Below are 21,183 nucleotides of genomic sequence, written 5' to 3'. Positions count from 1 at the left end.
GCGGGGCCGCGATTGCGCTCAGCGCGCCGCGATCTCGTCCATGGCCTCGCTGCGCCCGATCGCCGCCAGCCTGGCCCGGACCTGCCCCAGCCATTGCGCTTCCAAGCCGGGCGTGGCCCAGCCGTAGCTGCGCGGCAACAGCAGCGGGCGGTCGTCGAAAGCCGCGATCAGGGTGGAGTTGATCGAGTCGGTGCCGATCGGCCGGCGCTGCGGCAGCCTGAGCGCCAGCTCGCGGGCGTGGCGCTCGTAGGAATCGAGAATCGCGCGCTGCGCGGCCGGATCGCGCTGCACCGCCTGTTCGTAGGCCGAGTAGGCGACCAGAAACGACGGCGGCCGGTCTTCGAGCAGGGCCGCCTGCAGGCGCAGATGGCCGTCGACGATGACATAGCCGTTGAGGCAGCTCAGATACCACAGCAGCACCGGCGGCAACGCGTCCTCGCGCGCCTTCTTGCGCCACCACTTGAGCCGGCCGTCGTCGGCGGCGGCCGGCGCGCGCAGGTTCAGCACCGGATAGCCGCCGTGCCACCAGTCGATAAAGAACAGCGGGTCTTCCCGCAAGGCATCGCGTGCGTCATCGAGCCACCAGTGGCCGTGCGCCCGGAACAGGGCCTCGGTCTCGAACGACCAGGTTCCGGCCTTGGGCCGCATCGCCATGAACACCCACAACCCCGGATACAGGAACGAAGCCGGTCCCTCGGCCACCGCGCGCGCGAACACCCGGCTCCAACCGGGCAGGCGTTGCGCCTACGGCAGCGCCGCATGTCGTTCGACGGTCGCAGAATCCAGTGTCGACGCCGGCACCGGCGCCGGCGCCTCGTCGTCGCCGCGCAACCAATGCACGCCGGCGTAGTCGCCCAGCAAGGTCGCCCAGAAGCGCACCGCCGGCGGCTCGCTGCCCTCGCGCTCCTGCACCAGCCGGATCCGGCCGTTGTCGCCGCTTTCCAGCCGCAGCGGCGGCTTGCGGTGGCGGCCGTCGTCCATGCGGCATTGCAGGGCCAGGCCGAACCAGCGGCCGGCGTCGGTTTCCAGGTCTTTCCAGTGCAGGTTCATCGGCAAAGCAAGCCGCGTTCGCGCAAGGCGTCCATCACTTCAGGCAAAGTGTATTTCTGCCAGGGGACGACATCGTCGGGATCGCCCGGCCGATCGTACTCCCCGGCGTCGAACGCTTCGTAGATGCGCAGCGCGAAGCCGTCGAAGCGATAGTCCATATGGGCGAACGCGCGCAGATCGTTCATGGCGTGGTCGCCGCCGGCATAGGACAGATCGCCGCGAACGAAATCCAGTGCGACGAGAACGGCGAACTCGTCCAGGAACTGCTCGCGGGTCCAGCCATGGCGTTCGCAGACGGGGCCGATGAGTTCCTCGTTCAGTACGCATCGCGGCATCTGGCTGGCGCTGAGCTGGATCAGCCCAAGCAGGTCCTTTTCCTTGGCGCTCAACACATGGTCAAACATTCGGCCTCCTCGTCGGTCGATTCAGTGCGGCTCGGCCGATTCGTCTTCGATCGGGTCGTAGATATCCAGTTCCAGCTCGATGCCGCGCTGTCCCAGCGCAAGCAGCGCTTTCGACGAAAGCAACAGATTGTCGTTGCCGCTGTCCATGAACAGCCCGCAGAACATGTCGACCTGGTAGCGCTCTCCCAGCGAACGCCAGACCGCCATGTCGGCGGTCAGTCCGTCGAGAATCGCGAAGATCTGCGCCTCGATGTCCTCGGGTCGGCTGTCGACGGCGTGCAGGCTCCAGCGTCCGGTCTTGAGGATCCGTATCCGCCCAGCAGTCCCGATAACCTGCCGGTCGCCTTTGCGCGCCGAACTGCTCGGGCGGCTGCCGAGCAAGGCACTGATTTCATCGGGGTCCAGATCGTCGCCGAACACCCGCAACACCGCGGTGGACCACTGCGCTCGACTCATCCGTTCTCCTGGATCATGGCTGCCGTGCGGGCGCGTGGCGCAGGCATCGGGTTCACGCCCGCAGATGCTTGGCCGCCCAAGCCTCCGCCACCGCCGTCGCCCGCGGCCGCTCGGCCTTCATATGCTCGATCCGGCGCGCCGCCGCCTCGCGGTCGCCCGCCGCCAGCGCGGCGGCCGCGGCCAGGATCGTCGGCGCCTCGGCGAGCGAGGCGGCCACCTCGGCCAGGTCGGCATGGCCTTCCAGCCACGGCAAGCCGTAGGCCGCGAAAGCCTCGGCCAGCTCGGCCGCCAGCGTCGCCGGCTCGCTGTCGGGGACGAGCGTCCACCAATGGTCGCGGGCCTGCGGCATCAACGCGCCGATGCGTTCGCGCAGGGTGCATTCGTATTCCTTGGGTTTGCCCTGCAGCGGCGGTTGCCCGGCCAGGACCTCGATCTGGGGAATGTACAGGCCCAGATTGAGGGTGAAACGCGCCTGCGCGGCGCTGTTGCCGCTGCTGGCCTGGACGTTGACCACCTGCCAGCGGTCGCCGCGCCGTCGGTGGAAACTGCGGCCGGCCTTGGCGAAGCCCTGCGACTTCAGCAGCGGGGCCAGGCCCTGGGCGACGACGGCGTCGATGTGTTTGGCGGGGTCCATGGGCTTCGATCCGTCCTTGGGTTGCGGCGCATTCGGGGCGATCCGGAACGCAGGCCGGGTTCAACCGTCTTCGGCGGCCAGCTCGGCCGACAGCTCGCGGGTCATGGTCGCGATCTCGTCGGCGATCTGCTCCGGCGTACGCCCGTTGTCCTCGCCGATGAAGTTGCCGCCGCTGTAATCCGAACCGCTGCACAGCGGCAGGCGCCACAGCCGGCATTCGCCGGAACGGGTGCCGCGCTTGCATTCGGCCATCGCGGTGCGCGCCGCCACCCGCGGAATCAGGTCCAGGCCGCGGTAAGTCTTGCGCGCCTTGTCGATCACGATCGACTGGCATTGGTCGACGAACGAGCCGAGCACCGCGCATTCCTGGCCGGTCTGCTGGCGGCAGTAGTCCAGCGCCAGGCTCGAGGCCTTGGCGACGTCGAGCGAGTAGTTGGACGAGTACAGCTGCGAGCGCGCCGGATCGCTGACGTGCACGCCGAAAAACCGCAGCCGCTGCGGCGTGGGCATCATCGTGATCGCCGGCATGGGCGCCGGGGCGCTGTATCGGGGCGCCGCGCGTTGCACGGGGCCGGTGCCGTAGCCCGGGGTGGGCACGCAGATCGGCCCGGGCGCCCGCCCGATCGGGCTCAGCCCTTCCGGGCAGCCCTGGTCGGCCTTCGCCTGCTGGGCGAGCAGCGCCAGCAACAACAATCCTGCGGCCCGATAGACCGGCTTGCTCATGCGATTCTCCTTGGCTTGCGATCCCTGCCCCGACCCCGCCGACGGGCGGTCCGGGCGCCGGGCGCTACTGTAGCGCCAACCCGCGGGGTCGCGCCTGCCCGGGCGTCGTCCCGGCGGGCCCGCGCGAGAACCGGCCGTGGGGATCTTCGCATCGGCCCCGTCCTGAGCGAGGATGTACGCCGGTCCCCTCGAGAGTTCCACCGCATGCCCCTGCCGCCCGGCGTCGTACTGCGCCCGATCCTGCCCCGCGACGACGCCGCGCTGGCCGCGATCGCCCGCCAGGTGCAGACCGAGTTCGGCGGGACCTTGGCCAGCGACCCGGAGTTGGACGCGATGCAGCGCAGCTACAGCCGCCCGCGCAGCGCCTACTTCGTGGTCGAACGCGACGGCAAGCTCGGCGGCGGCGCCGGCATCGCGCCGCTGCTAGGCGGCGACGACCGCACCTGCGAGCTGCGCAAGTTCTACCTGCTGCCCTCGGTGCGCCGAATCGGCCTGGGCCAGGCGCTGCTGGACAAGTGCCTGCTGACCGCGCGCGGCTGCGGCTACGGCCAGTGCTATGTCGAACTGCTCGACCGGATGAGCGAGGCCCAGCGCCTGCTGGAGGCCAACAGCTTCCAGTTGCTGGACGCGCCGATGGGCTACGCGGAGCTGGCCGGCAGCCATACCTGGTATTTGCGCACGGTCTAGCCCGCCTGCAGCGGCGATCTCCCGCCGCAGCGGCGGCGACAAACCGTGCAACCCCTCACATATTGGAAACTGCGTTCAACCGGGCTATAAAGCACGCCGTGCCGCGATCCGCGGCATCTGGCCGGAGCCGGCCAGCCACAGGGGAACACGATGTCGATCACTTTCCGCTCGCGCGCGCTGCGCGCGACGCTCGCTGCGCTCGTCCTGAGCATCTCGCTGACCGGTTGCATGACCGCCAAATTCTATGTCGATCCGGCATTGCCGACGGTCGCCCGTGAAGACCTGACGCCGGCGGCTTCGCCCCAGCCGGTGCAGTTGCTGTCCGAATTCCGCACCCAGGGCAACGCCAATCCCCGCGCCAGCACCGAACTCCGCCTGCGCGCGATGGCGGCCGCCAACGCCTCGGGCCTGTTTTCCCAGGTCGGCTACACCCCCGCGGCGGGCGGCGCGCAACTGCGCGTGATCGTCGACAACGTGCCGCTCACCAAGAACCTCGTCGCCAGGGGCGTCGCCTCCGGCATGACCCTGGGCCTGGCCGGCACCCTGGTGACCGACGGCTACAACGCCACCGTCAGCTACACGGCCAACGGCAAAACCACCGAAGCCAAGATCACCCATGCCGTGCATACGACCGTCGGCAACAAGGCCGGCCCGGCCGGAGCCAAGCCCATGAGCGTACAGGCGGCTTCGCAGCAGATGATGGACCAGATCGTATGGAATGGCCTGAAGCAGCTGTCCGAACAACGGGCCTTCGACGCGGACTGAACCGATGCGGACCCTGGCGAAACTCGTCCTGATCTCGGCGCTGCTGCTGCAAACGGCCTGCGTGAGCATGCAGACCGTCCCCTACCAGCCCGGGATCGAGTCCAATGCGGCGCTGGCCCGCCACCGCAACGGCGCGCCGCTGCGAGTCGGCGCGTTCGGCGCCGATGCCAAGCTGGACCAGACCCCGTTGCGCGTGCGCGGCTCGACCTTGAAAGGCGGACCGGACGGCAAGTTCTCCACCTACCTGCGCGACGCCGTGGTCGCCGAGCTGGGCGCCGCCGGGCGCCTGGATGCCGATGCGGCCACCGAGATCCGCGGCGAACTGCTCGGCCACCACCTCGACGCCTCCAGGTTGGATATCGGCCGCGCCGAAATCATGGCGCGCTTCGTGGTCAGCCGCGACGGCAAGACGCTTTACGATCGGACCCTCGCCCAGCCGCACCTTTGGCCCTCCTCGTTGGTCGGAGCGATAGCGATACCGGCGGCTTTCGACAACTACGCGGCAACGGTGCAGAAACTGTTGCGCCAGTTGTTCTCCGACCCGATGTTCGAGCAGGCCACGGCGCGCTGATCGGTCCGCGCCCCTGGCCCCGGGCGGACAACGCCCTCGACCGGGCATGGGCGGAAAGGGGCTCTCCCACCGGGCCGCGGGCCGAGCGCCGGGCCGGGCGCGAACCGGGGCGGCTCCTTTAGAATGGCGGCTTTCCGCCTTCAGGAACCGCCCATGCAACTCGACAACGCCCGCGCCGTCATTACCGGCGGCGTCTCCGGCCTCGGCCTGGCCGTGGCCCAGCACCTGGTCGCCCGCGGCGGCAAGGTCGCCCTGTTCGACGTCAACGACGACAAGGGCGCGCAGGCCATGGCGGCGCTGGGCGCGGACAAGGCGCGCTATTTCCGCACCGACGTCACCGACGAGGCCGGCGTGGCGGCCAACCTGGAGGCCGCGCGCGAGTTCCTCGGCGGGCTGAACGCGGCGATCAACTGCGCCGGCATCCTCGGCGCCGGCCGCGTGCTCGGCAAGGAAGCGCCGATGCCGCTGGGCCAGTTCCAGAGCACGGTGATGGTCAACCTGGTCGGCAGCTTCAACGTCGCCAAGGCCGCGGCCAACCTGATGCAGCACAACGAAGCCGGCGAGGACGGCGAGCGCGGCGTGATCGTCAACACCGCCTCGGTCGCCGCCTACGAGGGCCAGATCGGCCAGGCCGCCTACTCGGCCTCCAAGGGCGGCGTGGTCGGCATGACCCTGCCGATGGCGCGCGAGCTGTCGCGCTTCGGCATCCGGGTGATGACCGTGGCCCCGGGCATCTTCTGGACCCCGATGGTCGACGGCATGCCCGAATCGGTGCAGCAGTCGCTGTCGGCCTCGATCCCCTTCCCCTCGCGCCTGGGCCGCCCGGAAGAGTTCGCCGACCTGGTCGGCTACATCCTCGGCAACCGCTACCTCAACGGCGAGACCATCCGCCTGGACGGCGCTACCCGGTTGGCGCCGAAGTAAGGGCCGGGAGTCGGGAATGGGGAATCGGGAATCGCGAAAGCGCTTCCGCTCCCACCCCATCCGCTCCGGCTCCGACGCTCCGCTTCAACGACTCCCCATTCCCGATTCCCCATTCCCGGCGCCCAAATGAAAGCCTACGACGTCAAAAAAGGTAACGTGGTCGAACACAACAACATCGTGTACCAGGTGCGCGATATCGAACGCAGCTCGCCGCAGGGCCGCGGCGGCAACGTGAAGTACCGCTTCACCATGTACTCGGTGCCCGGCGGCACCAAGTTCGATCTCAGCGTCGGCGCCGAGGACGAGCTCAAGGAAGTCGAACTGAGCCGCCGCCAGGCGACGTTCTCGTACAAGGACGGCGACGCTTTCGTGTTTCTCGACGACGAGGACTACACCCCCTACACCCTCGACGCGGACGTGGTCGGCGACGCCGCCGGCTACATCGTCGACGACCTGACGGGCTGCTACGTGCAGATCATCGACGATCAGCCGGTGGCGCTGCAGCTGCCGCAGAGCGTGGCGATCGAAGTGATCGAAACCCCGCCGGAACTCAAGGGCGGCACCGCGACCAAGCGGCCGAAGCCGGCCAAGCTGTCGACCGGCATCGAGATCATGGTGCCGGAGTACATCGGCAACGGCGAGCGCGTGCTGGTCAACACCACCACCGGCGAGTTCGCCGGCCGTGCGGACTGAGATCGCGCTATTGGCCGCCGGCGCGCTGGCGCTGGCGGTCGGGTGCTCGCGCTCCGGCGCGGGCGCCGACGCGGCCTGCGAGACGCCGCCGCGTATCCAAGCCGGTTTCGCCGGCGGCTGGTGCGCCCTGCCCGGCGAGCTGCGCGAATTCGTGATCGCGCACGAACAGAACCTGGACTTCTCCGGCGGCGAACCCTCCGATGCGCAGGCCATGGAAGCCCTGTCGCTGCAGGCCGAACAGCTCCGCCGCGACGAACGCGCGCGCTGGGACGAGTTGCGCGCCGAACACCGGTCCGACCCGGCCGTCGCCGCCTGGATGGCGCGCTACGGCCGCAGCCAGGAGTGGCCATGAGCGATGCTCCCCTCGCCTCCGATTATCGTTTCGCCGCCGCCGTCCTGGCCGACCTCGAGCGGTTGATTCCGGTACTGCGCGAGTTCTACGCGGTCGAGCACCTGCCGTGGAACGAGCCCGTACTGCGGCGCGCGTTGCTGGCCCTGGTCTCGGATCCGAACGCGGGCCGGCTGCGGCTGATCCTGCGCGATGGCGATATCGCCGGCTATTTCGTCCTCGGCTTCTGTTTCAGCCTGGAATTCGGCGGCCGCTACGGCCTGCTCGACGAGTTGTTCGTGCTGCCCGCGCATCGCGGCGGCGGCCTGGCCAAGCGCGCCTTGAGCGAAGTCGAGGCGCTGTGCCGTAGCGAGGGCCTGGACGCGCTGCGGCTGGAAGTGAACGACGACAACGCCCATGCCCGCGGCATCTACGAGCGCGCCGGCTACAGCGCGCATCCGCGGCGCCTGATGACCAAGTGGCTGCGCGGCTGAGCCGCGCCGTCCCGGCACGGGACACCCGGCCTACGTCCCGCCTGTAGGAGCGGCGTGAGCCGCGACAACCGAAGCGGTCGAATACCACGCCCGCATCCGAAGCTACGCCCCTCCGGGAAGAGCCCGCAGCCGCCGCCGCATATCCTGGCTTCGGTGACCAGCGCTCGCGCTCACCGCTTCGGCGGTCGCGGCTCACGCCGCTCCTACAAACGGGGGCATCGCCCAGGGGGCGAGAGCTACACGCAGGCGCGCGACCGCGCTCACAGATTTTTGCAGCTGAATCATCCGAGCCGACTTGCGGAAACGTGATCCCGCTCGCGTGCGTTGCGCTGCCACGAACCTGCAATCTGCGCCTCTCAGGCTAGTCTTTTTTCCGCGGCGTCCCGCCGCCCGCCCAGCCAGGAGCCCGGCCTTGGTCACTTCCACCCGTCGCGATTTCCTCAAACTCGCCGGCTCCGCCGCCGCCCTGAGCCTGTTGCCGCCCACCATCCGCGCCGCGCTCGCCACCCCGGCCGCGCGCGTCACCGGCACCATCCAGGACGTGCAGCACGTGGTGATCCTGATGCAGGAAAACCGTTCCTTCGACCATTACCTGGGTGCGCTGCGCGGCGTGCGCGGCTTCGACGATCCGCGGCCGATTCCGATCCCCGGCGGCAAGACCGTGTGGGAACAGCCCAAGTCGGCGACCAACCCGCAGGCGGTGCTGCCGTTCCATCTCGACACCATGCGCACCGCCGCGCATTGCATGGCCGACATCGACCATAGCTGGAAGGGCTCGCATACGCGCTGGAAGGACTACAACGCCTGGATCGCGACCAAGGGCTCGATGTGCATGGGCCACTTCCGCCGCGAGGACCTGCCGTTCTACTACGCCCTGGCCGACGCGTTCACGGTCTGCGACGCCTACTACTGCTCGCACCACGGCCCGACCAATCCCAACCGCATGCACCTGTTCGCCGGCACCAGCGGCATGACCGTCGGCGACTTCGGTCCGCAGGCGGTCAACAACGCCGACGACGGCAACTGGACCGGCGACATGGCGCGCGACAATCCGAACTTCGCCGGCCATCGCTGGACCACCTATGCCGAGCGCCTGCAGAACGCCGGGATCCCGTGGCGGGTGTACCAGGAGCACGACAACTACGGCGACAACTCGCTGGCCTACTTCGCCAAGTTCCGCAAGCTGGACACCGCTTCGGAACTGTACAAGCGCGCCCGCGCCATCGTGCCGGGCTCGAACGAGGCCAACGCCAAGACCTCGCGCGGCGAGCACCTGATCGCCGAATTCGCCAAGGACGTGCGCCAGGGCACGCTGCCGGCGGTGTCGTGGATCGTGCCGTCCTACATCATGAGCGAGCACCCGGAAGCCACCCCGGCCTACGGCGAGTCGCTGACCGCGCGCCTGCTCGAAGCGCTGGTAGCCAACCCCGAGGTCTGGTCGAAGACCGTGTTCATCATCAACTACGACGAGAACGGCGGCTTCTTCGACCATGTCCCGCCGCCGCTGCCGGCGATCAGCTCCAGCCTGGGCAAGAGCACGGTCGACACCGCGACCGAGAACTACAACGGCATTCCGGTCGGGCTCGGCATCCGCGTGCCGATGTTCGTGATCTCGCCGTGGAGCAAGGGCGGCTGGGTCAACTCGCAGGTGTTCGACCACACCTCGGTGCTGCGCTTCCTGGAAGCGCGCTTCGGCATCGCCGAGCCGAACATCAGCGCCTGGCGCCGCAGCGTCGCCGGCGACCTCAGCACCGCGTTCGATTTCGCCAATCCCAATGCGCAGTGGCCGGCCTTGCCGGACACCTCCGGCGCGATGAGCGGCGCCGACGCCAGTTGCAAGCTCAACGAGCCCAAGCCGCCGAGCAAGCCGCTGATGCCGCGCCAGGAACGCGGCGCGCGGCCGGCGCGCGCGCTGCCGTACGAGTTGCGGGTGGACGGGCGGATCGAGGCGTCCAGCGGCCGCTATTGGCTGGACTTCGGCAACGACGGCGTCGCCGGCGCGTGTCTGAACGTATACGCCGGCAACCGCAGCGACGGGCCGTGGTACTACACCCTGGACGCGAACACCGCGCTGTCGGATTACTGGAGCGCGCGCCAGTACACCCAGGGCATTTACAATCTGGCAGCCTATGGCCCGAACGGCTTCCTGCGCCAGTTCCGCGGCGATCTGAACAAGGCGCTGTCGGCGACCGGGGCCAATCCGGAAATGATCGTGCGCCACGATGCGATCGGCGAATTGCTGAGCCTGGAGCTGGTCAACAGCGGCCGCGCGGCCTGCCGCCTGACCCTGCGCCCGAACCATTACAGCGACGCACCGGCGCGCCATTACGACCTCGCCCCGGGCGCGCGGGTGCGCGACCACTGGCCGCTGGCGACCAGCCAGCGCTGGTACGACTTCAGCGTCACCTGCGATAGCGACGCGCGCTATCTGCGCCGCATCGCCGGGCATGCCGAGAACGGCGCCCCGGGCGTCAGCGATCCGGCGATCGGGCGAGGCTGAGCTTCGCCACCCGGTTTTGCGACGCGACCGTTGGACACCGCGGTCGCGACTCGCGTCGCTCCTACCCTGACGAAGCCGCTCCTTGTAGGAGCGGCGTGAGCCGCGACCAACCGAAGCGGTGGACGCGAGCGCAGCGCCGGCGGAGACCGGCAACGCGGCAAAGCGGCAACGACGGATGATGTTGTCGATCCGCAACCGCGGACGGGAACGTGGTATCGCACCGCTGCGACGGTCGCGGCTTATGACCGAAGGAAATCCCCGTGGGACGCCGCTCCTACAGGCGACCGCGCTGTTTTGCGATATGACGATGCAATTGGAAACATGGCGGTCGCGACTCGCGTCGCTCCTACCCCCGATGGAGCCGCCTCATGTAGGAGCGGCGTGAGCCGCGACAACCGACGCGGTGGACGCAAGCGCAGCCCGGCGGAAATCGGCAACACGGAAACGGCCGATGGTCTGTCGATCCACAGCTGCGGAAGGAATCGTGGTATCGCACCGCTGCGGTGGTCGCGGCTTACGCCGCTCCTACAGGCGAGCCCGCCGCTGCAGGCCGCGCATTCAGGGGTAGGAGCGGCGCAAGCCGCGACCGCGATACCGCGGTTGCGGCGCACGCTGGAAAACCTCCGCTACGGCGCGCTGGATGCATGGCGATCGCGACTCGCGTCGCTCCTACCCCTGATGGATCCGCGTCCTGTAGGAGCGGCATAAGCCGCGACAACCGAAGCGGTGGACGCAAGCGCGGCGCCGGCGGAGACCGGCAACGCGACACGCGGCACGCGACAAGGCGGTGACGCGGCGGCGCCTACGGAGATTTCTTCCGGTGGCCGGCCCACCGATCGCGAAAATCAGCTATCGCCGCAACAGGGCGTGCAACAAATACGCCACGCCGGCAAAGAACATCGCCATGGTCAGGCCTACCATGATCGCCACCGCTAGCATCAAAGCCCATGCCCATAATGGCACCGGCTTGCCCATGCCCGATTCCAGCAGGTGCAAAAACTCGACCGCAGCGTATCCACCGCAGACCAATCCGCCCAGATTGGCCAGACTCGACACGGCGAACGAATGCGGCACCCAGCCGCGGCAGGCGCGGCAATAGGTGCGGGGACTATCCCTAATCAACTCGGCTGCCGTCACCCGAACGCGGGCGCCGCAGTGCGGGCAGGTCTTAGTAACGATGGCCATCAAGCGCGCGCCTCGGTCGCCGCGTTCCTCACCCCCGCGCCAGCCACTTGCCCGCCATGCGCCGCATCGACTCGTCGCTGGTCGGGTCGGCCAGCAGTTCGGCGATGTCGCGCCAGGCCAGGTCCAGCGATTCCTCGCTGACCACGTAGTCCTCGTGGTCGCCGGCGCGGACCACGTAGCGCAGGTCGTAGTGCCAGTGCCCCGGCACCTCGTGGCGGGCCGGGATCCAGTGCCGGTCCAGGTCGAACAGCTCCGGGTCCACGCTCAGGCCGGTCAGGCCCGATTCTTCCTCGGCCTCGCGCAGGGCGACCTGGGCCAGGTCGCGGTCGCCGTCGGCGTGGCCGCCGAGCTGCAGCCAGCGGCCGAGCTTGCGGTGGTGGGTCAGCAGCACCCGCCGGCCGGCCCGGTCGATCAGCCAGGCGCCGCCGGTGAAGTGGCCGGCCAGGCGCTCGCGCTGGAAGGGGTCGCCCGGCTCGGTCGCGCCGTCCGGCGCCGTTCCGCCGCCGTCCGCCTCGTCCAGCAAGGCCAGAAACGGCAGCGTATGTTCCGCTTCCTCGGGCCATTGCCGCGCGTACAGGTCGAGATTGGAACGCAGCTGACCGATCGGATCCGAATGTTTCACAGGCATATCGAAAAAAGCACATGGGGCGAGGCCGGGACCGTGATTATCGCCGCAAAGGCCATGACCGGCTCCGCTTGCCGCCCGTTTCCGCACTGAGTTAAGGTGGCCCGCCGCCCCGCTCCGGGAGTCGGTCATCCATCGTCGTCGCAGAACGACGGGCACAGATCACTTCAAGATCACTTCTTACGAGAGAGAGGGGAGTTCGATGTCGAGAGGCCTGTTCATCACCAAACCCGTGGCGCCGGCCGGCCACGTGGACGCCGGCGAGCCCGTAGAGGGCAGCCTCGAAGGCGAAGCCACGCTGAAACGGTCCCTGACCGCGACCCAATTGGTGATGCTGGGCATCGGCGCGGTCATCGGCGCCGGCATCTTCGTCCTCTCCGGTCATGCCGCCGCCGAACACGCCGGCCCGGCGATCGTGCTGAGCTTCATCGTCGCCGGCTTCGCCTGCGCCCTGGCCGGCCTGTGCTACGCCGAGTTCTCGGCGATGCTGCCGGTCTCGGGCAGCGCCTACTCCTATTCCTACGCCACCCTGGGCGAGTTCGTGGCCTGGTTCATCGGCTGGAACCTGGTGCTCGAGTACCTGTTCGCCGCCTCGACCGTCGCGGTCGGCTGGTCGGGCTACCTCAACAGCCTGCTGACCAGCTTCGGCGTCGGCCTGCCGGCCTCGCTGTCGGCGGCGCCGCTGAACGTGGTCGACGGCTCGATCGTCTACACCGGCGGCCTGATCAACCTGCCGGCGGTGGCGATCGTCGCCGCCCTCAGCGGCCTGTGCTACGTCGGCATCACCCAGTCGGCCTTCATCAACACCATCATCGTCGCGATCAAGGTGGTGGTGATCACCCTGTTCGTCGCCTTCGCGGCGAAGTACGTCAACCCGGACAACTGGGTGCCGTTCATTCCGGAAAACCAGGGCCCGGGCAAGTACGGCTACGACGGCATCATCCGCGGCGCCTCGGTGGTGTTCTTCGCCTACATCGGCTTCGACGCGGTCTCCACCGCCGCCGGCGAAGCCAAGAACCCGCAGCGCGACATGCCGATCGGCATCCTCGGCTCGCTGGTGATCTGCACCATCATCTACATCATCGTCTCCGGCGTGCTGACCGGCCTGCTGCCCTACCACATGCTGAGCACGCCCAAGCCGGTGGCGACCGCGCTGGAAGCCTACCCGGCGCTGGGCTGGCTGAAACTGCTGGTCGAGATCGGCGCGATCGCCGGCCTGAGCTCGGTGATCCTGGTCATGCTGATGGGCCAGCCGCGCATCTTCTATTCGATGGCGAAGGACGGCCTGCTGCCGCAGATGTTCGCCAAGGTCCATCCGAAGTTCCAGACGCCCTACATCGGCACCATCATCGTCGGCGTGTTCGCCTGCATCCTGGCCGGCTTCCTGCCGATCGGCCTGCTCGGCGAACTGGTGTCGATGGGCACCTTGCTCGCCTTCGCCACCGTCTGCGTCGGCGTGCTGATCCTGCGCAAGACCCGTCCGGACCTGCCGCGCCCGTTCCGGGTGCCGCTGGTCGCGGTGGTCTGCCCGCTCGGCGCGGCGGCCTGCCTGTACCTGTTCTGGAAGCCGTTCTCCGAGCATTGGCACCTGATGACCGGCTGGACCGCGATCGGCCTGCTGATCTACTTCGCCTACGGCTACCACAACAGCAAGCTGCGCAAGGCGGCGGGCGGCAAGGCCTGAACCCGGCGCATCCATGATTCGAGGCCGGCGGAGACCTTCCGCCGGCCTTTTTCCTTTTCGCGCTGCAACGTTTCTACCGATCCGCTCCGAGACCGAGCCTCGCCGCCTCCTCATTCCCGCGCAGGCGGGAACCCAGGACGGCATCGGGGCGAGACGCTGAAGTCTCTGGATTCCTGCCTTCGCGGGAATGACGGGACGAAGTGATCCGGAGCGCGGACACACGCAACACCAGGACGAACCCCATGCTGGAACAACTCCGGGCGACCAAACACCCGCACGCCGCCCACAGCGACGCCGACGGCCTCAGCCTGCACCGCACCCTCGGCCCCTGGGGCCTGACCGCGCTGGGCATCGGCGCGGTGATCGGCGGCGGCATCTTCGTCATCACCGGCAAGGCCGCGGCCGAGCACGCCGGCCCGGCGATCATGCTGTCCTTCGTCCTCGCCGCGATCTGCTGCACCTTCTGCGCCCTGGCCTACGCCGAGTTCGCGGCGATGGTGCCGGTCTCCGGCAGCGCCTACACCTACACCTACGCCACCCTGGGCGAGCTCTCGGCCTGGTTCATCGGCTGGATGCTGATATTGGAGTACGGCGTCTCCGCCTCGGCGGTGGCGGTCAGTTGGACCGGTTACTTCCTCAGTCTGTTGGAACATTTCGACATCACCCTGCCGGCGGCGCTGGTGCAGGCGCCGCTGGACGCCAAGCTGCGCCCGACCGGCGCGATCGCCAACCTGCCGGCGGCGGCGATCGTGCTGCTGCTGACCTGGCTGTGCTACGTCGGCATCCGCAAATCCTCGGCCATGAACATGGCGATGGTGTTGCTGAAGTCGGGCCTGATCGTGCTGGTCATCGCGGTCGGCTGGAAGTACGTGAACCCCGAGCTGTGGACGCCCTTCATCCCCGAATCGCAGGGCGACGGCAAGTACGGCTGGGAAGGCGTGCTGCGCGGCGCCTCGATGGTGTTCTTCGCCTACATCGGCTTCGAGGCGGTGTCGGTGGCGGCGCAGGAATCGCACAAGCCGCAGAAGGACATGCCGATCGGCATGATGGCCTCGCTGGCGATCTGCACCGTGCTCTACATCAGCATGGCCGCGGTGATGACCGGCCTGGCGCCGTACACCAGCCTGGGCACCGACGAGCCGGTGGTGACCGCGATCGCCGCCCATCCGGCGCTGAACTGGCTGCGGGTGGTGGTCGAAGTCGGCGCCCTGGTCGGCCTGTCCTCGGTGGTGCTGGTGATGATCATCGGCCAACCGCGCATCTTCATGATCATGGCCCGCGACGGCCTGCTGCCGCCGGTGTTCACCAAGATCCACCCCAAGCACCGCACCCCGCACATCAACACCGTCATCACCGGCATCGGCATCGCCCTGCTGGCGGCGCTGTTCCCGCTCGACATCCTCGGCGACATGACCTCGATGGGCACCCTGATCGCGTTCGCCGCGGTCTGCGCCGGGGTGCTGATCCTGCGCCGCACCCAGCCCGACCTGCCGCGGCCGTTCCGGATCCCGTTCGCCTGGCCGATCTGCCTGGCCGGCATCGTCAGCTGCCTGGTCCTGCTGTCGACCATGAGCGCGCACAACTGGATGCTGATGGCGGTCTGGACCGCGGTCGGCATCGTGGTCTATTTCGCCTACGGCTTCCGCCACAGCCGCCTGCGGCCGCGCTGAACGGCCCTCTGCGGCCGGCGGCAACGCTGTGTTGCCGCCAGGAGGGGCAAACCCACGGCGACCGGGCCGCCCCGGTCGCCGTTTGTTTGTAAACTGAGACCATGAACAGCCCCCTGCCCTACGACCCCCAGCGCCTGGCGCATTGCGCCGGCGAGATCATCGTCAACGTGCGCGAGCTGGCCCAGCGCGGCTGGACCCCGGCCACGAGCAGCAACTTCTCGCGCCGGATCGACGAGGCGCATGTCGCCATCACCGTCTCCGGCCGCGACAAGGGCCGGCTGACCGAAGACGACATCATGGTCGTGGACCTGGACGGGCTACCGGTCGCCACCGAGCACCGGCCCTCGGCCGAGACCTTGCTGCACACCCAGCTGTACAAGCGCTACCCCGAGGTCGGCTGCGTCCTGCACACCCACTCGCAGACCCAGACCGTGGCCTCGCGCCTGTTCGCCGGCCAGGGCCACGTGCACCTGGAAGGCTACGAGCTGCTCAAGGCCTTCCGCGGCACCTCCACCCACGACACCGAGCTGGACTTGCCGGTGTATCCGAACACCCAAGACATGCCGACCCTGGCCGCCCAGGTCGACGCCACCCTCGACCGGCAGCCGATGTGGGGCTATCTGATCGACGGCCACGGCCTGTACGCCTGGGGCCGCGACATGGCCGAAGCCCGGCGCCACCTGGAGGCGTTCGAATTCCTGCTCGGATGCGAACTGGAACTGAGGAGACTGCAGCGATGAGCCGCCTGCGCATTTTCGCCGAGGACGAACCCGGCACGCCGAAGCTGAGCACCGGCGACCAGGCCCAGATCGCGCGCGAGCTGGCCAAGATCGGGGTCGGCTTCGAACAGTGGCAGGCCGCCCAGCCGGTCAAGCCGGGCGACACGCCGGAGGCGATCATGGCCGCCTACCGCGGCGACATCGAACGCATCACCGCCGAACGCGGCTTCAAGACCGTCGACGTGGTCAGCATCGCCCCGGACAATCCGCAGCGCGAGGCGATGCGCGGCAAGTTCCTCGACGAGCATTACCACAAGGAAGACGAAGTGCGTTTCTTCGTCGCCGGCTCGGGGCTGTTCACCCTGCACGTCGAACCCAACGTGTACGAGATCAAGTGCGAGCAAGGCGACCTGATCTCGGTGCCCGACAGCACCCTGCACTGGTTCGACATGGGCCCGGAGCCCAGCTTCGTCGCGATCCGCTTCTTCACCGAGCCGGACGGCTGGGTCGGCTATTTCACCGGCAGCGACCTGGCCCAGCAGTTTCCGCGCTACGAGAAGGGGCAGGCGGGGTGAGGGCGAGGAGTGAGCGCAGAGCAGCGAGGAGTGAGAAGACGCTCCTGCCTGCGTTCGTTCCGCCGCTACGCCTGCCGGTTTCGCTCGCTCCTCCACGTCGAGCGAGAAAAGAGCGCAGAGAAGCGAGGAGCGAGAAGCTCCTGGCCCGGGTCCAGTCCCATGCTTCGCCTGCCGCTTTCGCTCCCTCCTCACTCCTCTCCACTATTTCCTAGCCTCATGCCCATCCGCGCCATCCTCACCGACATCGAAGGCACCACCAGCAGCATCTCGTTCGTCAAGGACGTGCTGTTCCCTTACGCGCGCCGCGCCCTGCCGGGCTTCGTCGCCGCGCGCGGGCGCGAGCCGGCGGTGCGCAAATGGCTGGACGCGGTGGCGCTGGAGAACGGCGGCGTGTGCCAGGACTCGACCGTGATCGAGGTGCTGCAGGGCTGGATCGACCAGGACCGCAAGCACACCGCACTCAAGGCCCTGCAGGGCATGATCTGGGCCGACGGCTACCGCAGCGCCGATTTCACCTCGCACATGTACCCCGACGCCGCGCCGGCGCTGCGCCGCTGGAAGGACGCCGGCCTGCGCCTGTACGTGTACTCCTCCGGCAGCGTGCCGGCGCAACGGCTGCTGTTCGGCCACAGCGACGCGGGCGACCTGACCGAACTGTTCTCCGGCTGGTTCGACACCGAGGTCGGCGGCAAGCGCGAGCGCGACAGCTATGCCCGCATCGTCGAATCGATCGGCCTGCCCGCCGAGGAGATCCTGTTCCTGTCCGACGTGGTCGAGGAACTCGACGCCGCCCGCGACGCCGGCGTCGGCACGGTGCTGCTCGACCGCCGCGAGGATTACCCGCAGCCCCGCGAAGGCGAAGCCACCCACGGCCACACCCGGGTGGAGTCGTTCGCCCAGATCGATCCGGTTTGATCCAAGCGGCCTGCGGGCCACTGTAGGAGCGGCGTGAGCCGCGACCGCCGCAGCGACGTCATACCACGCCCGTGTCCGCAGCCCGGGCACGGTCAGGACTAGCCCGTTTATTCGTGGGTTTCGGCCGCTGCGCTCGCGTACGCCGCTTCGGCTGTCGCGGCTCACGCCGCTCCTACAGGGAGCGATGCGTCGATCGCGGCGGCTGGCGGCGGGGGGCTACAACCGGCTCAACTGGCGGATGCGCACTTCCTCGCGCTCGACGCCGCGCTCCTCGGCGATGCGCCGGCGGATGCGTTCGACCAGGTCGGCCGGGTCGAACCGCGCCGCCTCCGCGGGCGCATAGTCCAGCGTGGTCTGTCCGCGGATGCAGAACCGGCCGCCGACCAGGATCTCGTAGTCGGCGAAATAGAAATGGTGCTCGCTGGTCTCGTCCATGACCGGCTCAAGTGCCCACGTGGACATCGTTGCCGCTTTCGTCGCAACCCAGGTGCTCCAGCGCGATCGACAAGGCCAGGGTGTAGCTGTGCGCGGCATAGCCGTGGACCAGGCGCAGGCGCGGGCCGCAATGCGGGAGAATCGAGGGCTCCAACGCGCCCATCCGGTCGTCGTGCACTTCGATGTAAGGCATCGGCAAGCCGTCCAGGGCGTCGCGCAGTTCGGCGCTGGCCGGGACGCAGGCGCCCGGATCGAGCAGCAGCAGCTCGGTATTGGCCGCGCGCATGCCGCGCAGGCAGTCGACCAGTTCGCGCTCGCTGCGGCAGCAGCGCAGCGCCAGCGCCTTGCCGGCGCTGGCGGCGCGCTCGATCAAACCGGCGCGGACCGGGCCGGCCAGCGCTTGCAGCGGCCACTCGACGGCGGCCTCGGACTGCGGGCCGCGCAGGATCAGGATCGACACGTTGGCACTCGCGGCGCACTCGGGACGGCGCGCCTTGAGGCTCACTGTAGGAACGGCGGGCGTAAAGGCTCCATTCCCGGCCGCCGCCCGACGCGTAAAACCCGCGTCAATTGCACAGGGACGCAGGGGGTTAAGCGCGCTTAACCCCCTTCGTCCCTGGCTCACGCGTCCCTGGCTCACGGATGGATCTTCTCGCCGCGCGCCAGCATCGCCACCAGCTTGACGATCCGCGCCGCGCGCGTTTCCGGTTTCTTCGCCGTATGCACCCGCCACAGCACCGCATAGCGGTTGGCGCCGTCCAGCGCCTCGAACTGCTTGCGCGCCTTCGGCTCGCGCTTCAACGCCAGCGCCAGGTCCTCGGGCACGCTCATCTTGCTGGCCGATTCGTAGGCCGCGTCCCAGCGTCCGTCGGCCTGCGCCGCATCGACTTCGCGCTGCCCGCCCGGGCGCATGCGGCCGTCGGCGATCAGCCGCTCGACCTTGCCGATATTGATCTTCGACCACAGGCTGCGCGGCCGGCGCGGAGTGAAGCGTTGCAGGAAGTAGACCTCGTCCAGGCCGCGCTTGAGGCCGTCGATCCAGCCGTGGCACAGCGCCACATCGAGCGCGTCCTGATAGTTCACCGTGACCACGCCCTGGCCCTTCTTGGCGATCTTCAGCCATACCCCGCGCGGATCCTCGCCGCTTTCCAGCCAGCATTCGAACGCCGCAGCATCGGCGAAGGCGATCACCGGCAGGTCGTCGGCCGGCCCCTTGGGCGCGGCGCTCACGGTGCGGCCTCGATCAGGCGGTAGCCGGTGACCAGGCGCTGCTCGCCCTGCCACGGGTCGAACACCCGCACTTCGATCGCGTGTTCGCCGGCAGCCAGGTCGGTGGGCAGCGCCGCGTTCCACAGATGCGCCGACGGCATCGCGATCGCCGCGCGATCGTAGCCGCGCAGGCGCTCGGCCGCGTCGTCGCGGGCGTTCTCGGCCAACAGCGCGGGGTCGGGCTGCTCGACCCGGCGCATCGGTTTCCACTCGCCGCCGTCGATGCGCAGCTCGACCCGGCTGTCCTCGCGGCCCATGAACACGTTGGCGTACACGCCGCGGATCGGATACGAGCCGCGGCGCAGGGTCTTGGGCGCATACAGGCGCAGATGCGCATTGGCGACCGAATCCGCATCCAGCGCACGCCCGGCCGACGGCGCCGGATGCCAGCTCAGCGCGTAGCGCGCGTCCGCGCCGATGCGCAGGCGCGCGTAGCCGTTCGGGGTGCCGTCGCTCATCGTCGCGTCGGGCAGTCCCTGGGCGTCGCGCACCCCGGACCAGAACGCACCGCAGGCGGCGCCGACGTTGTACTCGTGCAGCGGCGCCGCGCCCTGCCAGCCGCTCGCCGCATCGTGGAAGACATGGCGCTGGGCATGGCTGTGCCCGCTCAGCACCAGCACCCGCGGAAACGGCCGCAGCAGGGCGAACAAGCGCTCGCGGTCGGCATGGCGGAAGGTTTCGCGTCCCGGCGCGGTGTCGAACAAGGGGATGTGCATGGCCAGCACCAGCAGGCGCCGCTTCGGCGCATCGGCCAGATAGCGTTCGAGAAAGGCGAACTGGTCGGCGCGCAGGCCGCCGATGTAGTCCGGCTTCGGCTGCGGGCGATAGACCACGTCGTCGAACACGACGAAGTTGGCCTGCGCCTCCTCCCAGGCGTAGGTGTCGGGGCCGTAGACGTGGCGGAAGCTCAGCAGCGAATCCTCGTCGCGCGTAGCGTCGAAATCGAGGTCGTGGTTGCCCGGCGCGTGCAGCCAGGGCACGCCCAGGCGCGCGGTCGCGGCGTTGAGCCGCGGATACAGCGACAGGTCGTCGTGGGTGATGTCGCCCAGGCTCAGGCCCAGTTGGGCGGCCGCGCCGGCGCGCGCCAGCGGCTCGACGATGGCGCGCCGGTAATGCTCGACGTCGAGCGCGCTCTTGGTCTGCGGATCGGCGAACACCAGCACGTCGAGCGGCTGGTCGGCCTGCCCGCGCTGCGGGATCAGGCCGTAGTCGCGGCACTGCGCGGCGCTGCGCGGGATGCCGCCGTACTTCAATGCCGGACCGTCGTCGTCGCGCACATTGAGCCAGTAATCCGGCAGGCCGTTGTCGCGCGACGGCAGGCGATAGCCGGCCGGCTTGATCAGGAACTGGCTGCTGCCGTCGCGCGGGCTCAGGCGGTAACGGCCCTGCGCGTCGCTGAGCACGATGGTTTCGCCGTCGGACACGCGCTGCCCGGCCAGCCCCGCCTCGCCGGGATCGCGACGGCCGTTGCCGTTGCGGTCGGCGTAGACCGTGCCCTCGCACCGCGGCGCCGCCGAGGCGGCCGTAGCGGACAGGGCGAACAACAGGGCGGCGGCGGACGCGATCGAGCGCATGCGGGAACTCCTTGGGAACGGCCCATTATGCGCGGTCGTCGCCGCATGCCTCGCGGCTCCTTGTAGGAGCGGCGTCCCACGGGGATTTCCTCCGGTCATAAGCCGCGACAACGGCAGCGGTGCGCACGAGCGCGGTATCCGAAGCGAAAATCCGGCCTCACCGCGGTATCCGGGCTTCGGACGCAACGCTCGCGCACCTCGCTGCGGTCGGTCGCGGCTCGCGCCGCTCCTACAGGGGGCGGGGGCGTATCGGATTCGGGCGATACCCGCTGCGAAGCCGGTTCCGGCTTAACAAAGGCCTAG

Annotated in this window: 25 protein-coding genes; 13 read left to right on the top strand and 12 right to left on the bottom strand. The window is 68.9% G+C overall.

The features are described 5' to 3' along the window. Positions 1–18 precede the first annotated feature (18 nt). The 6 genes from K4L06_RS15265 to K4L06_RS15240 are packed head-to-tail and all read right to left on the bottom strand — an operon-like array spanning position 19 to position 3,267. Positions 19–717: a hypothetical protein gene (locus K4L06_RS15265; RefSeq protein WP_221672208.1), complete on the bottom strand. Its 699-nt coding sequence runs from the start codon at positions 715–717 to the stop codon at positions 19–21. Between the two features lie 27 nt (positions 718–744). Continuing rightward, a complete protein-coding gene (locus tag K4L06_RS15260) occupies positions 745–1,050 on the bottom strand; it encodes a hypothetical protein (RefSeq protein WP_221672207.1) in 306 nt (101 codons plus the stop codon). Continuing rightward, the gene (locus K4L06_RS15255; protein WP_221672206.1) at positions 1,047–1,454 is read right to left on the bottom strand and encodes a hypothetical protein; all 408 of its coding nucleotides are present in this window, start codon (positions 1,452–1,454) and stop codon (positions 1,047–1,049) included. The genes K4L06_RS15260 and K4L06_RS15255 overlap by 4 nt, the downstream gene beginning before the upstream one ends. A 21-nt stretch (positions 1,455–1,475) precedes the next feature. Then, a complete protein-coding gene (locus K4L06_RS15250) occupies positions 1,476–1,910 on the bottom strand; it encodes a DUF4279 domain-containing protein (RefSeq protein WP_221672205.1) in 435 nt (144 codons plus the stop codon). A gap of 52 nt (positions 1,911–1,962) precedes the next feature. Further along, positions 1,963–2,544 (bottom strand): DUF4304 domain-containing protein, encoded by a 582-nt coding sequence (locus K4L06_RS15245; protein ID WP_221672204.1) that lies wholly within the window; start codon positions 2,542–2,544, stop codon positions 1,963–1,965. Between the two features lie 60 nt (positions 2,545–2,604). After that, positions 2,605–3,267, bottom strand: coding sequence for a DUF4189 domain-containing protein (locus K4L06_RS15240; protein ID WP_221672203.1), 663 nt, complete (start codon positions 3,265–3,267; stop codon positions 2,605–2,607). A gap of 204 nt (positions 3,268–3,471) precedes the next feature. Here K4L06_RS15240 and K4L06_RS15235 point away from each other — a divergent pair, with 204 nt between their 5' ends. The 8 genes from K4L06_RS15235 (at position 3,472) to K4L06_RS15200 (ending at position 10,229) form a co-directional block, all read left to right on the top strand. Beyond that, complete coding sequence (locus K4L06_RS15235; protein ID WP_221672202.1) at positions 3,472–3,954, top strand: GNAT family N-acetyltransferase; 483 nt, start codon at positions 3,472–3,474, stop codon at positions 3,952–3,954. A 150-nt stretch (positions 3,955–4,104) separates the two neighbouring features. Then, on the top strand, positions 4,105–4,719 hold the full coding sequence (locus K4L06_RS15230; RefSeq protein WP_221672201.1) for a hypothetical protein: 615 nt from the start codon (positions 4,105–4,107) through the stop codon (positions 4,717–4,719). Positions 4,720–4,723: 4 nt separating this feature from the next. Next, positions 4,724–5,290 carry a hypothetical protein gene (locus K4L06_RS15225; protein WP_221672200.1) on the top strand — a complete coding sequence of 189 codons (567 nt, stop codon included), beginning with the start codon at positions 4,724–4,726 and terminating at the stop codon, positions 5,288–5,290. Between the two features lie 153 nt (positions 5,291–5,443). Further along, entirely contained in the window at positions 5,444–6,214 is a 771-nt protein-coding gene (locus tag K4L06_RS15220) for an SDR family NAD(P)-dependent oxidoreductase (protein ID WP_221672199.1), read from the top strand. A gap of 126 nt (positions 6,215–6,340) precedes the next feature. After that, the gene (gene yeiP, locus K4L06_RS15215) at positions 6,341–6,907 is read left to right on the top strand and encodes an elongation factor P-like protein YeiP (RefSeq protein ID WP_221672198.1); all 567 of its coding nucleotides are present in this window, start codon (positions 6,341–6,343) and stop codon (positions 6,905–6,907) included. Continuing rightward, a complete protein-coding gene (locus K4L06_RS15210) occupies positions 6,897–7,259 on the top strand; it encodes a hypothetical protein (RefSeq protein WP_221672197.1) in 363 nt (120 codons plus the stop codon). The genes yeiP and K4L06_RS15210 overlap by 11 nt, the downstream gene beginning before the upstream one ends. After that, positions 7,256–7,729 carry a GNAT family N-acetyltransferase gene (locus K4L06_RS15205; protein ID WP_221672196.1) on the top strand — a complete coding sequence of 158 codons (474 nt, stop codon included), beginning with the start codon at positions 7,256–7,258 and terminating at the stop codon, positions 7,727–7,729. Before K4L06_RS15210 ends, K4L06_RS15205 begins: the two co-directional genes overlap by 4 nt. 412 nt (positions 7,730–8,141) lie before the next feature. After that, the gene (locus tag K4L06_RS15200; protein WP_221672195.1) at positions 8,142–10,229 is read left to right on the top strand and encodes a phospholipase C, phosphocholine-specific; all 2,088 of its coding nucleotides are present in this window, start codon (positions 8,142–8,144) and stop codon (positions 10,227–10,229) included. An 849-nt stretch (positions 10,230–11,078) separates the two neighbouring features. Here K4L06_RS15200 and K4L06_RS15195 read toward each other — a convergent pair. Beyond that, positions 11,079–11,414: a hypothetical protein gene (locus K4L06_RS15195; RefSeq protein WP_221672194.1), complete on the bottom strand. Its 336-nt coding sequence runs from the start codon at positions 11,412–11,414 to the stop codon at positions 11,079–11,081. A gap of 28 nt (positions 11,415–11,442) precedes the next feature. Next, on the bottom strand, positions 11,443–11,937 hold the full coding sequence (locus K4L06_RS15190; RefSeq protein ID WP_255595661.1) for an NUDIX hydrolase: 495 nt from the start codon (positions 11,935–11,937) through the stop codon (positions 11,443–11,445). 304 nt (positions 11,938–12,241) lie between these two features. On the opposite strand from K4L06_RS15190, the gene K4L06_RS15185 reads away from it, so the two are divergent. The 5 genes from K4L06_RS15185 (at position 12,242) to mtnC (ending at position 17,602) form a co-directional block, all read left to right on the top strand. Further along, positions 12,242–13,723 carry an amino acid permease gene (locus K4L06_RS15185; RefSeq protein ID WP_221672192.1) on the top strand — a complete coding sequence of 494 codons (1,482 nt, stop codon included), beginning with the start codon at positions 12,242–12,244 and terminating at the stop codon, positions 13,721–13,723. Between the two features lie 242 nt (positions 13,724–13,965). Then, on the top strand, positions 13,966–15,393 hold the full coding sequence (locus tag K4L06_RS15180) for an amino acid permease (protein WP_221672191.1): 1,428 nt from the start codon (positions 13,966–13,968) through the stop codon (positions 15,391–15,393). A gap of 101 nt (positions 15,394–15,494) precedes the next feature. Continuing rightward, positions 15,495–16,133 carry a methylthioribulose 1-phosphate dehydratase gene (locus K4L06_RS15175; protein WP_221672190.1) on the top strand — a complete coding sequence of 213 codons (639 nt, stop codon included), beginning with the start codon at positions 15,495–15,497 and terminating at the stop codon, positions 16,131–16,133. Continuing rightward, complete coding sequence (locus tag K4L06_RS15170; RefSeq protein WP_221672189.1) at positions 16,130–16,687, top strand: acireductone dioxygenase; 558 nt, start codon at positions 16,130–16,132, stop codon at positions 16,685–16,687. Before K4L06_RS15175 ends, K4L06_RS15170 begins: the two co-directional genes overlap by 4 nt. Before the next feature lie 216 nt (positions 16,688–16,903). Next, positions 16,904–17,602: an acireductone synthase gene (gene mtnC / locus K4L06_RS15165; RefSeq protein WP_221672188.1), complete on the top strand. Its 699-nt coding sequence runs from the start codon at positions 16,904–16,906 to the stop codon at positions 17,600–17,602. A 216-nt stretch (positions 17,603–17,818) separates the two neighbouring features. Here mtnC and K4L06_RS15160 read toward each other — a convergent pair whose 3' ends face one another. The 4 genes from K4L06_RS15160 to K4L06_RS15145 all read right to left on the bottom strand — a co-directional run bounded on the left by K4L06_RS15160 (position 17,819) and on the right by K4L06_RS15145 (position 20,880). Then, complete coding sequence (locus K4L06_RS15160; RefSeq protein ID WP_221672187.1) at positions 17,819–18,037, bottom strand: hypothetical protein; 219 nt, start codon at positions 18,035–18,037, stop codon at positions 17,819–17,821. Positions 18,038–18,044: 7 nt separating this feature from the next. Beyond that, positions 18,045–18,497, bottom strand: coding sequence for a type II 3-dehydroquinate dehydratase (locus K4L06_RS15155; protein ID WP_221672186.1), 453 nt, complete (start codon positions 18,495–18,497; stop codon positions 18,045–18,047). 176 nt (positions 18,498–18,673) lie between these two features. Continuing rightward, positions 18,674–19,267 (bottom strand): YdeI/OmpD-associated family protein, encoded by a 594-nt coding sequence (locus K4L06_RS22800; RefSeq protein WP_221672185.1) that lies wholly within the window; start codon positions 19,265–19,267, stop codon positions 18,674–18,676. Continuing rightward, entirely contained in the window at positions 19,264–20,880 is a 1,617-nt protein-coding gene (locus tag K4L06_RS15145) for a calcineurin-like phosphoesterase family protein (protein ID WP_221672184.1), read from the bottom strand. The genes K4L06_RS22800 and K4L06_RS15145 overlap by 4 nt, the downstream gene beginning before the upstream one ends. Positions 20,881–21,183 lie beyond the last annotated feature (303 nt).

This window comes from Lysobacter sp. BMK333-48F3, assembly GCF_019733395.1.
GTDB lineage: Bacteria > Pseudomonadota > Gammaproteobacteria > Xanthomonadales > Xanthomonadaceae > Lysobacter.
Note: the sequence above shows the minus strand (reverse complement) of the source record. Positions and strands in the feature narration are given on the sequence as shown.

What these genes read in the sequence shown, in the direction of transcription:
- K4L06_RS15260 (WP_221672207.1), bottom strand. Translation starts at nt 1,050, where the DNA reads ATGAACCTGCACTGGAAAGACCTGGAAACCGACGCCGGCCGCTGGTTC.
- K4L06_RS15255 (WP_221672206.1), bottom strand. Translation starts at nt 1,454, where the DNA reads ATGTTTGACCATGTGTTGAGCGCCAAGGAAAAGGACCTGCTTGGGCTG.
- K4L06_RS15250 (WP_221672205.1), bottom strand. Translation starts at nt 1,910, where the DNA reads ATGAGTCGAGCGCAGTGGTCCACCGCGGTGTTGCGGGTGTTCGGCGAC.
- K4L06_RS15245 (WP_221672204.1), bottom strand. Translation starts at nt 2,544, where the DNA reads ATGGACCCCGCCAAACACATCGACGCCGTCGTCGCCCAGGGCCTGGCC.
- K4L06_RS15240 (WP_221672203.1), bottom strand. Translation starts at nt 3,267, where the DNA reads ATGAGCAAGCCGGTCTATCGGGCCGCAGGATTGTTGTTGCTGGCGCTG.
- K4L06_RS15235 (WP_221672202.1), top strand. Translation starts at nt 3,472, where the DNA reads ATGCCCCTGCCGCCCGGCGTCGTACTGCGCCCGATCCTGCCCCGCGAC.
- K4L06_RS15230 (WP_221672201.1), top strand. Translation starts at nt 4,105, where the DNA reads ATGTCGATCACTTTCCGCTCGCGCGCGCTGCGCGCGACGCTCGCTGCG.
- K4L06_RS15225 (WP_221672200.1), top strand. Translation starts at nt 4,724, where the DNA reads ATGCGGACCCTGGCGAAACTCGTCCTGATCTCGGCGCTGCTGCTGCAA.
- K4L06_RS15220 (WP_221672199.1), top strand. Translation starts at nt 5,444, where the DNA reads ATGCAACTCGACAACGCCCGCGCCGTCATTACCGGCGGCGTCTCCGGC.
- yeiP (WP_221672198.1), top strand. Translation starts at nt 6,341, where the DNA reads ATGAAAGCCTACGACGTCAAAAAAGGTAACGTGGTCGAACACAACAAC.
- K4L06_RS15205 (WP_221672196.1), top strand. Translation starts at nt 7,256, where the DNA reads ATGAGCGATGCTCCCCTCGCCTCCGATTATCGTTTCGCCGCCGCCGTC.
- K4L06_RS15195 (WP_221672194.1), bottom strand. Translation starts at nt 11,414, where the DNA reads ATGGCCATCGTTACTAAGACCTGCCCGCACTGCGGCGCCCGCGTTCGG.
- K4L06_RS15185 (WP_221672192.1), top strand. Translation starts at nt 12,242, where the DNA reads ATGTCGAGAGGCCTGTTCATCACCAAACCCGTGGCGCCGGCCGGCCAC.
- K4L06_RS15180 (WP_221672191.1), top strand. Translation starts at nt 13,966, where the DNA reads ATGCTGGAACAACTCCGGGCGACCAAACACCCGCACGCCGCCCACAGC.
- K4L06_RS15175 (WP_221672190.1), top strand. Translation starts at nt 15,495, where the DNA reads ATGAACAGCCCCCTGCCCTACGACCCCCAGCGCCTGGCGCATTGCGCC.
- K4L06_RS15170 (WP_221672189.1), top strand. Translation starts at nt 16,130, where the DNA reads ATGAGCCGCCTGCGCATTTTCGCCGAGGACGAACCCGGCACGCCGAAG.
- mtnC (WP_221672188.1), top strand. Translation starts at nt 16,904, where the DNA reads ATGCCCATCCGCGCCATCCTCACCGACATCGAAGGCACCACCAGCAGC.
- K4L06_RS15160 (WP_221672187.1), bottom strand. Translation starts at nt 18,037, where the DNA reads ATGGACGAGACCAGCGAGCACCATTTCTATTTCGCCGACTACGAGATC.
- K4L06_RS15145 (WP_221672184.1), bottom strand. Translation starts at nt 20,880, where the DNA reads ATGCGCTCGATCGCGTCCGCCGCCGCCCTGTTGTTCGCCCTGTCCGCT.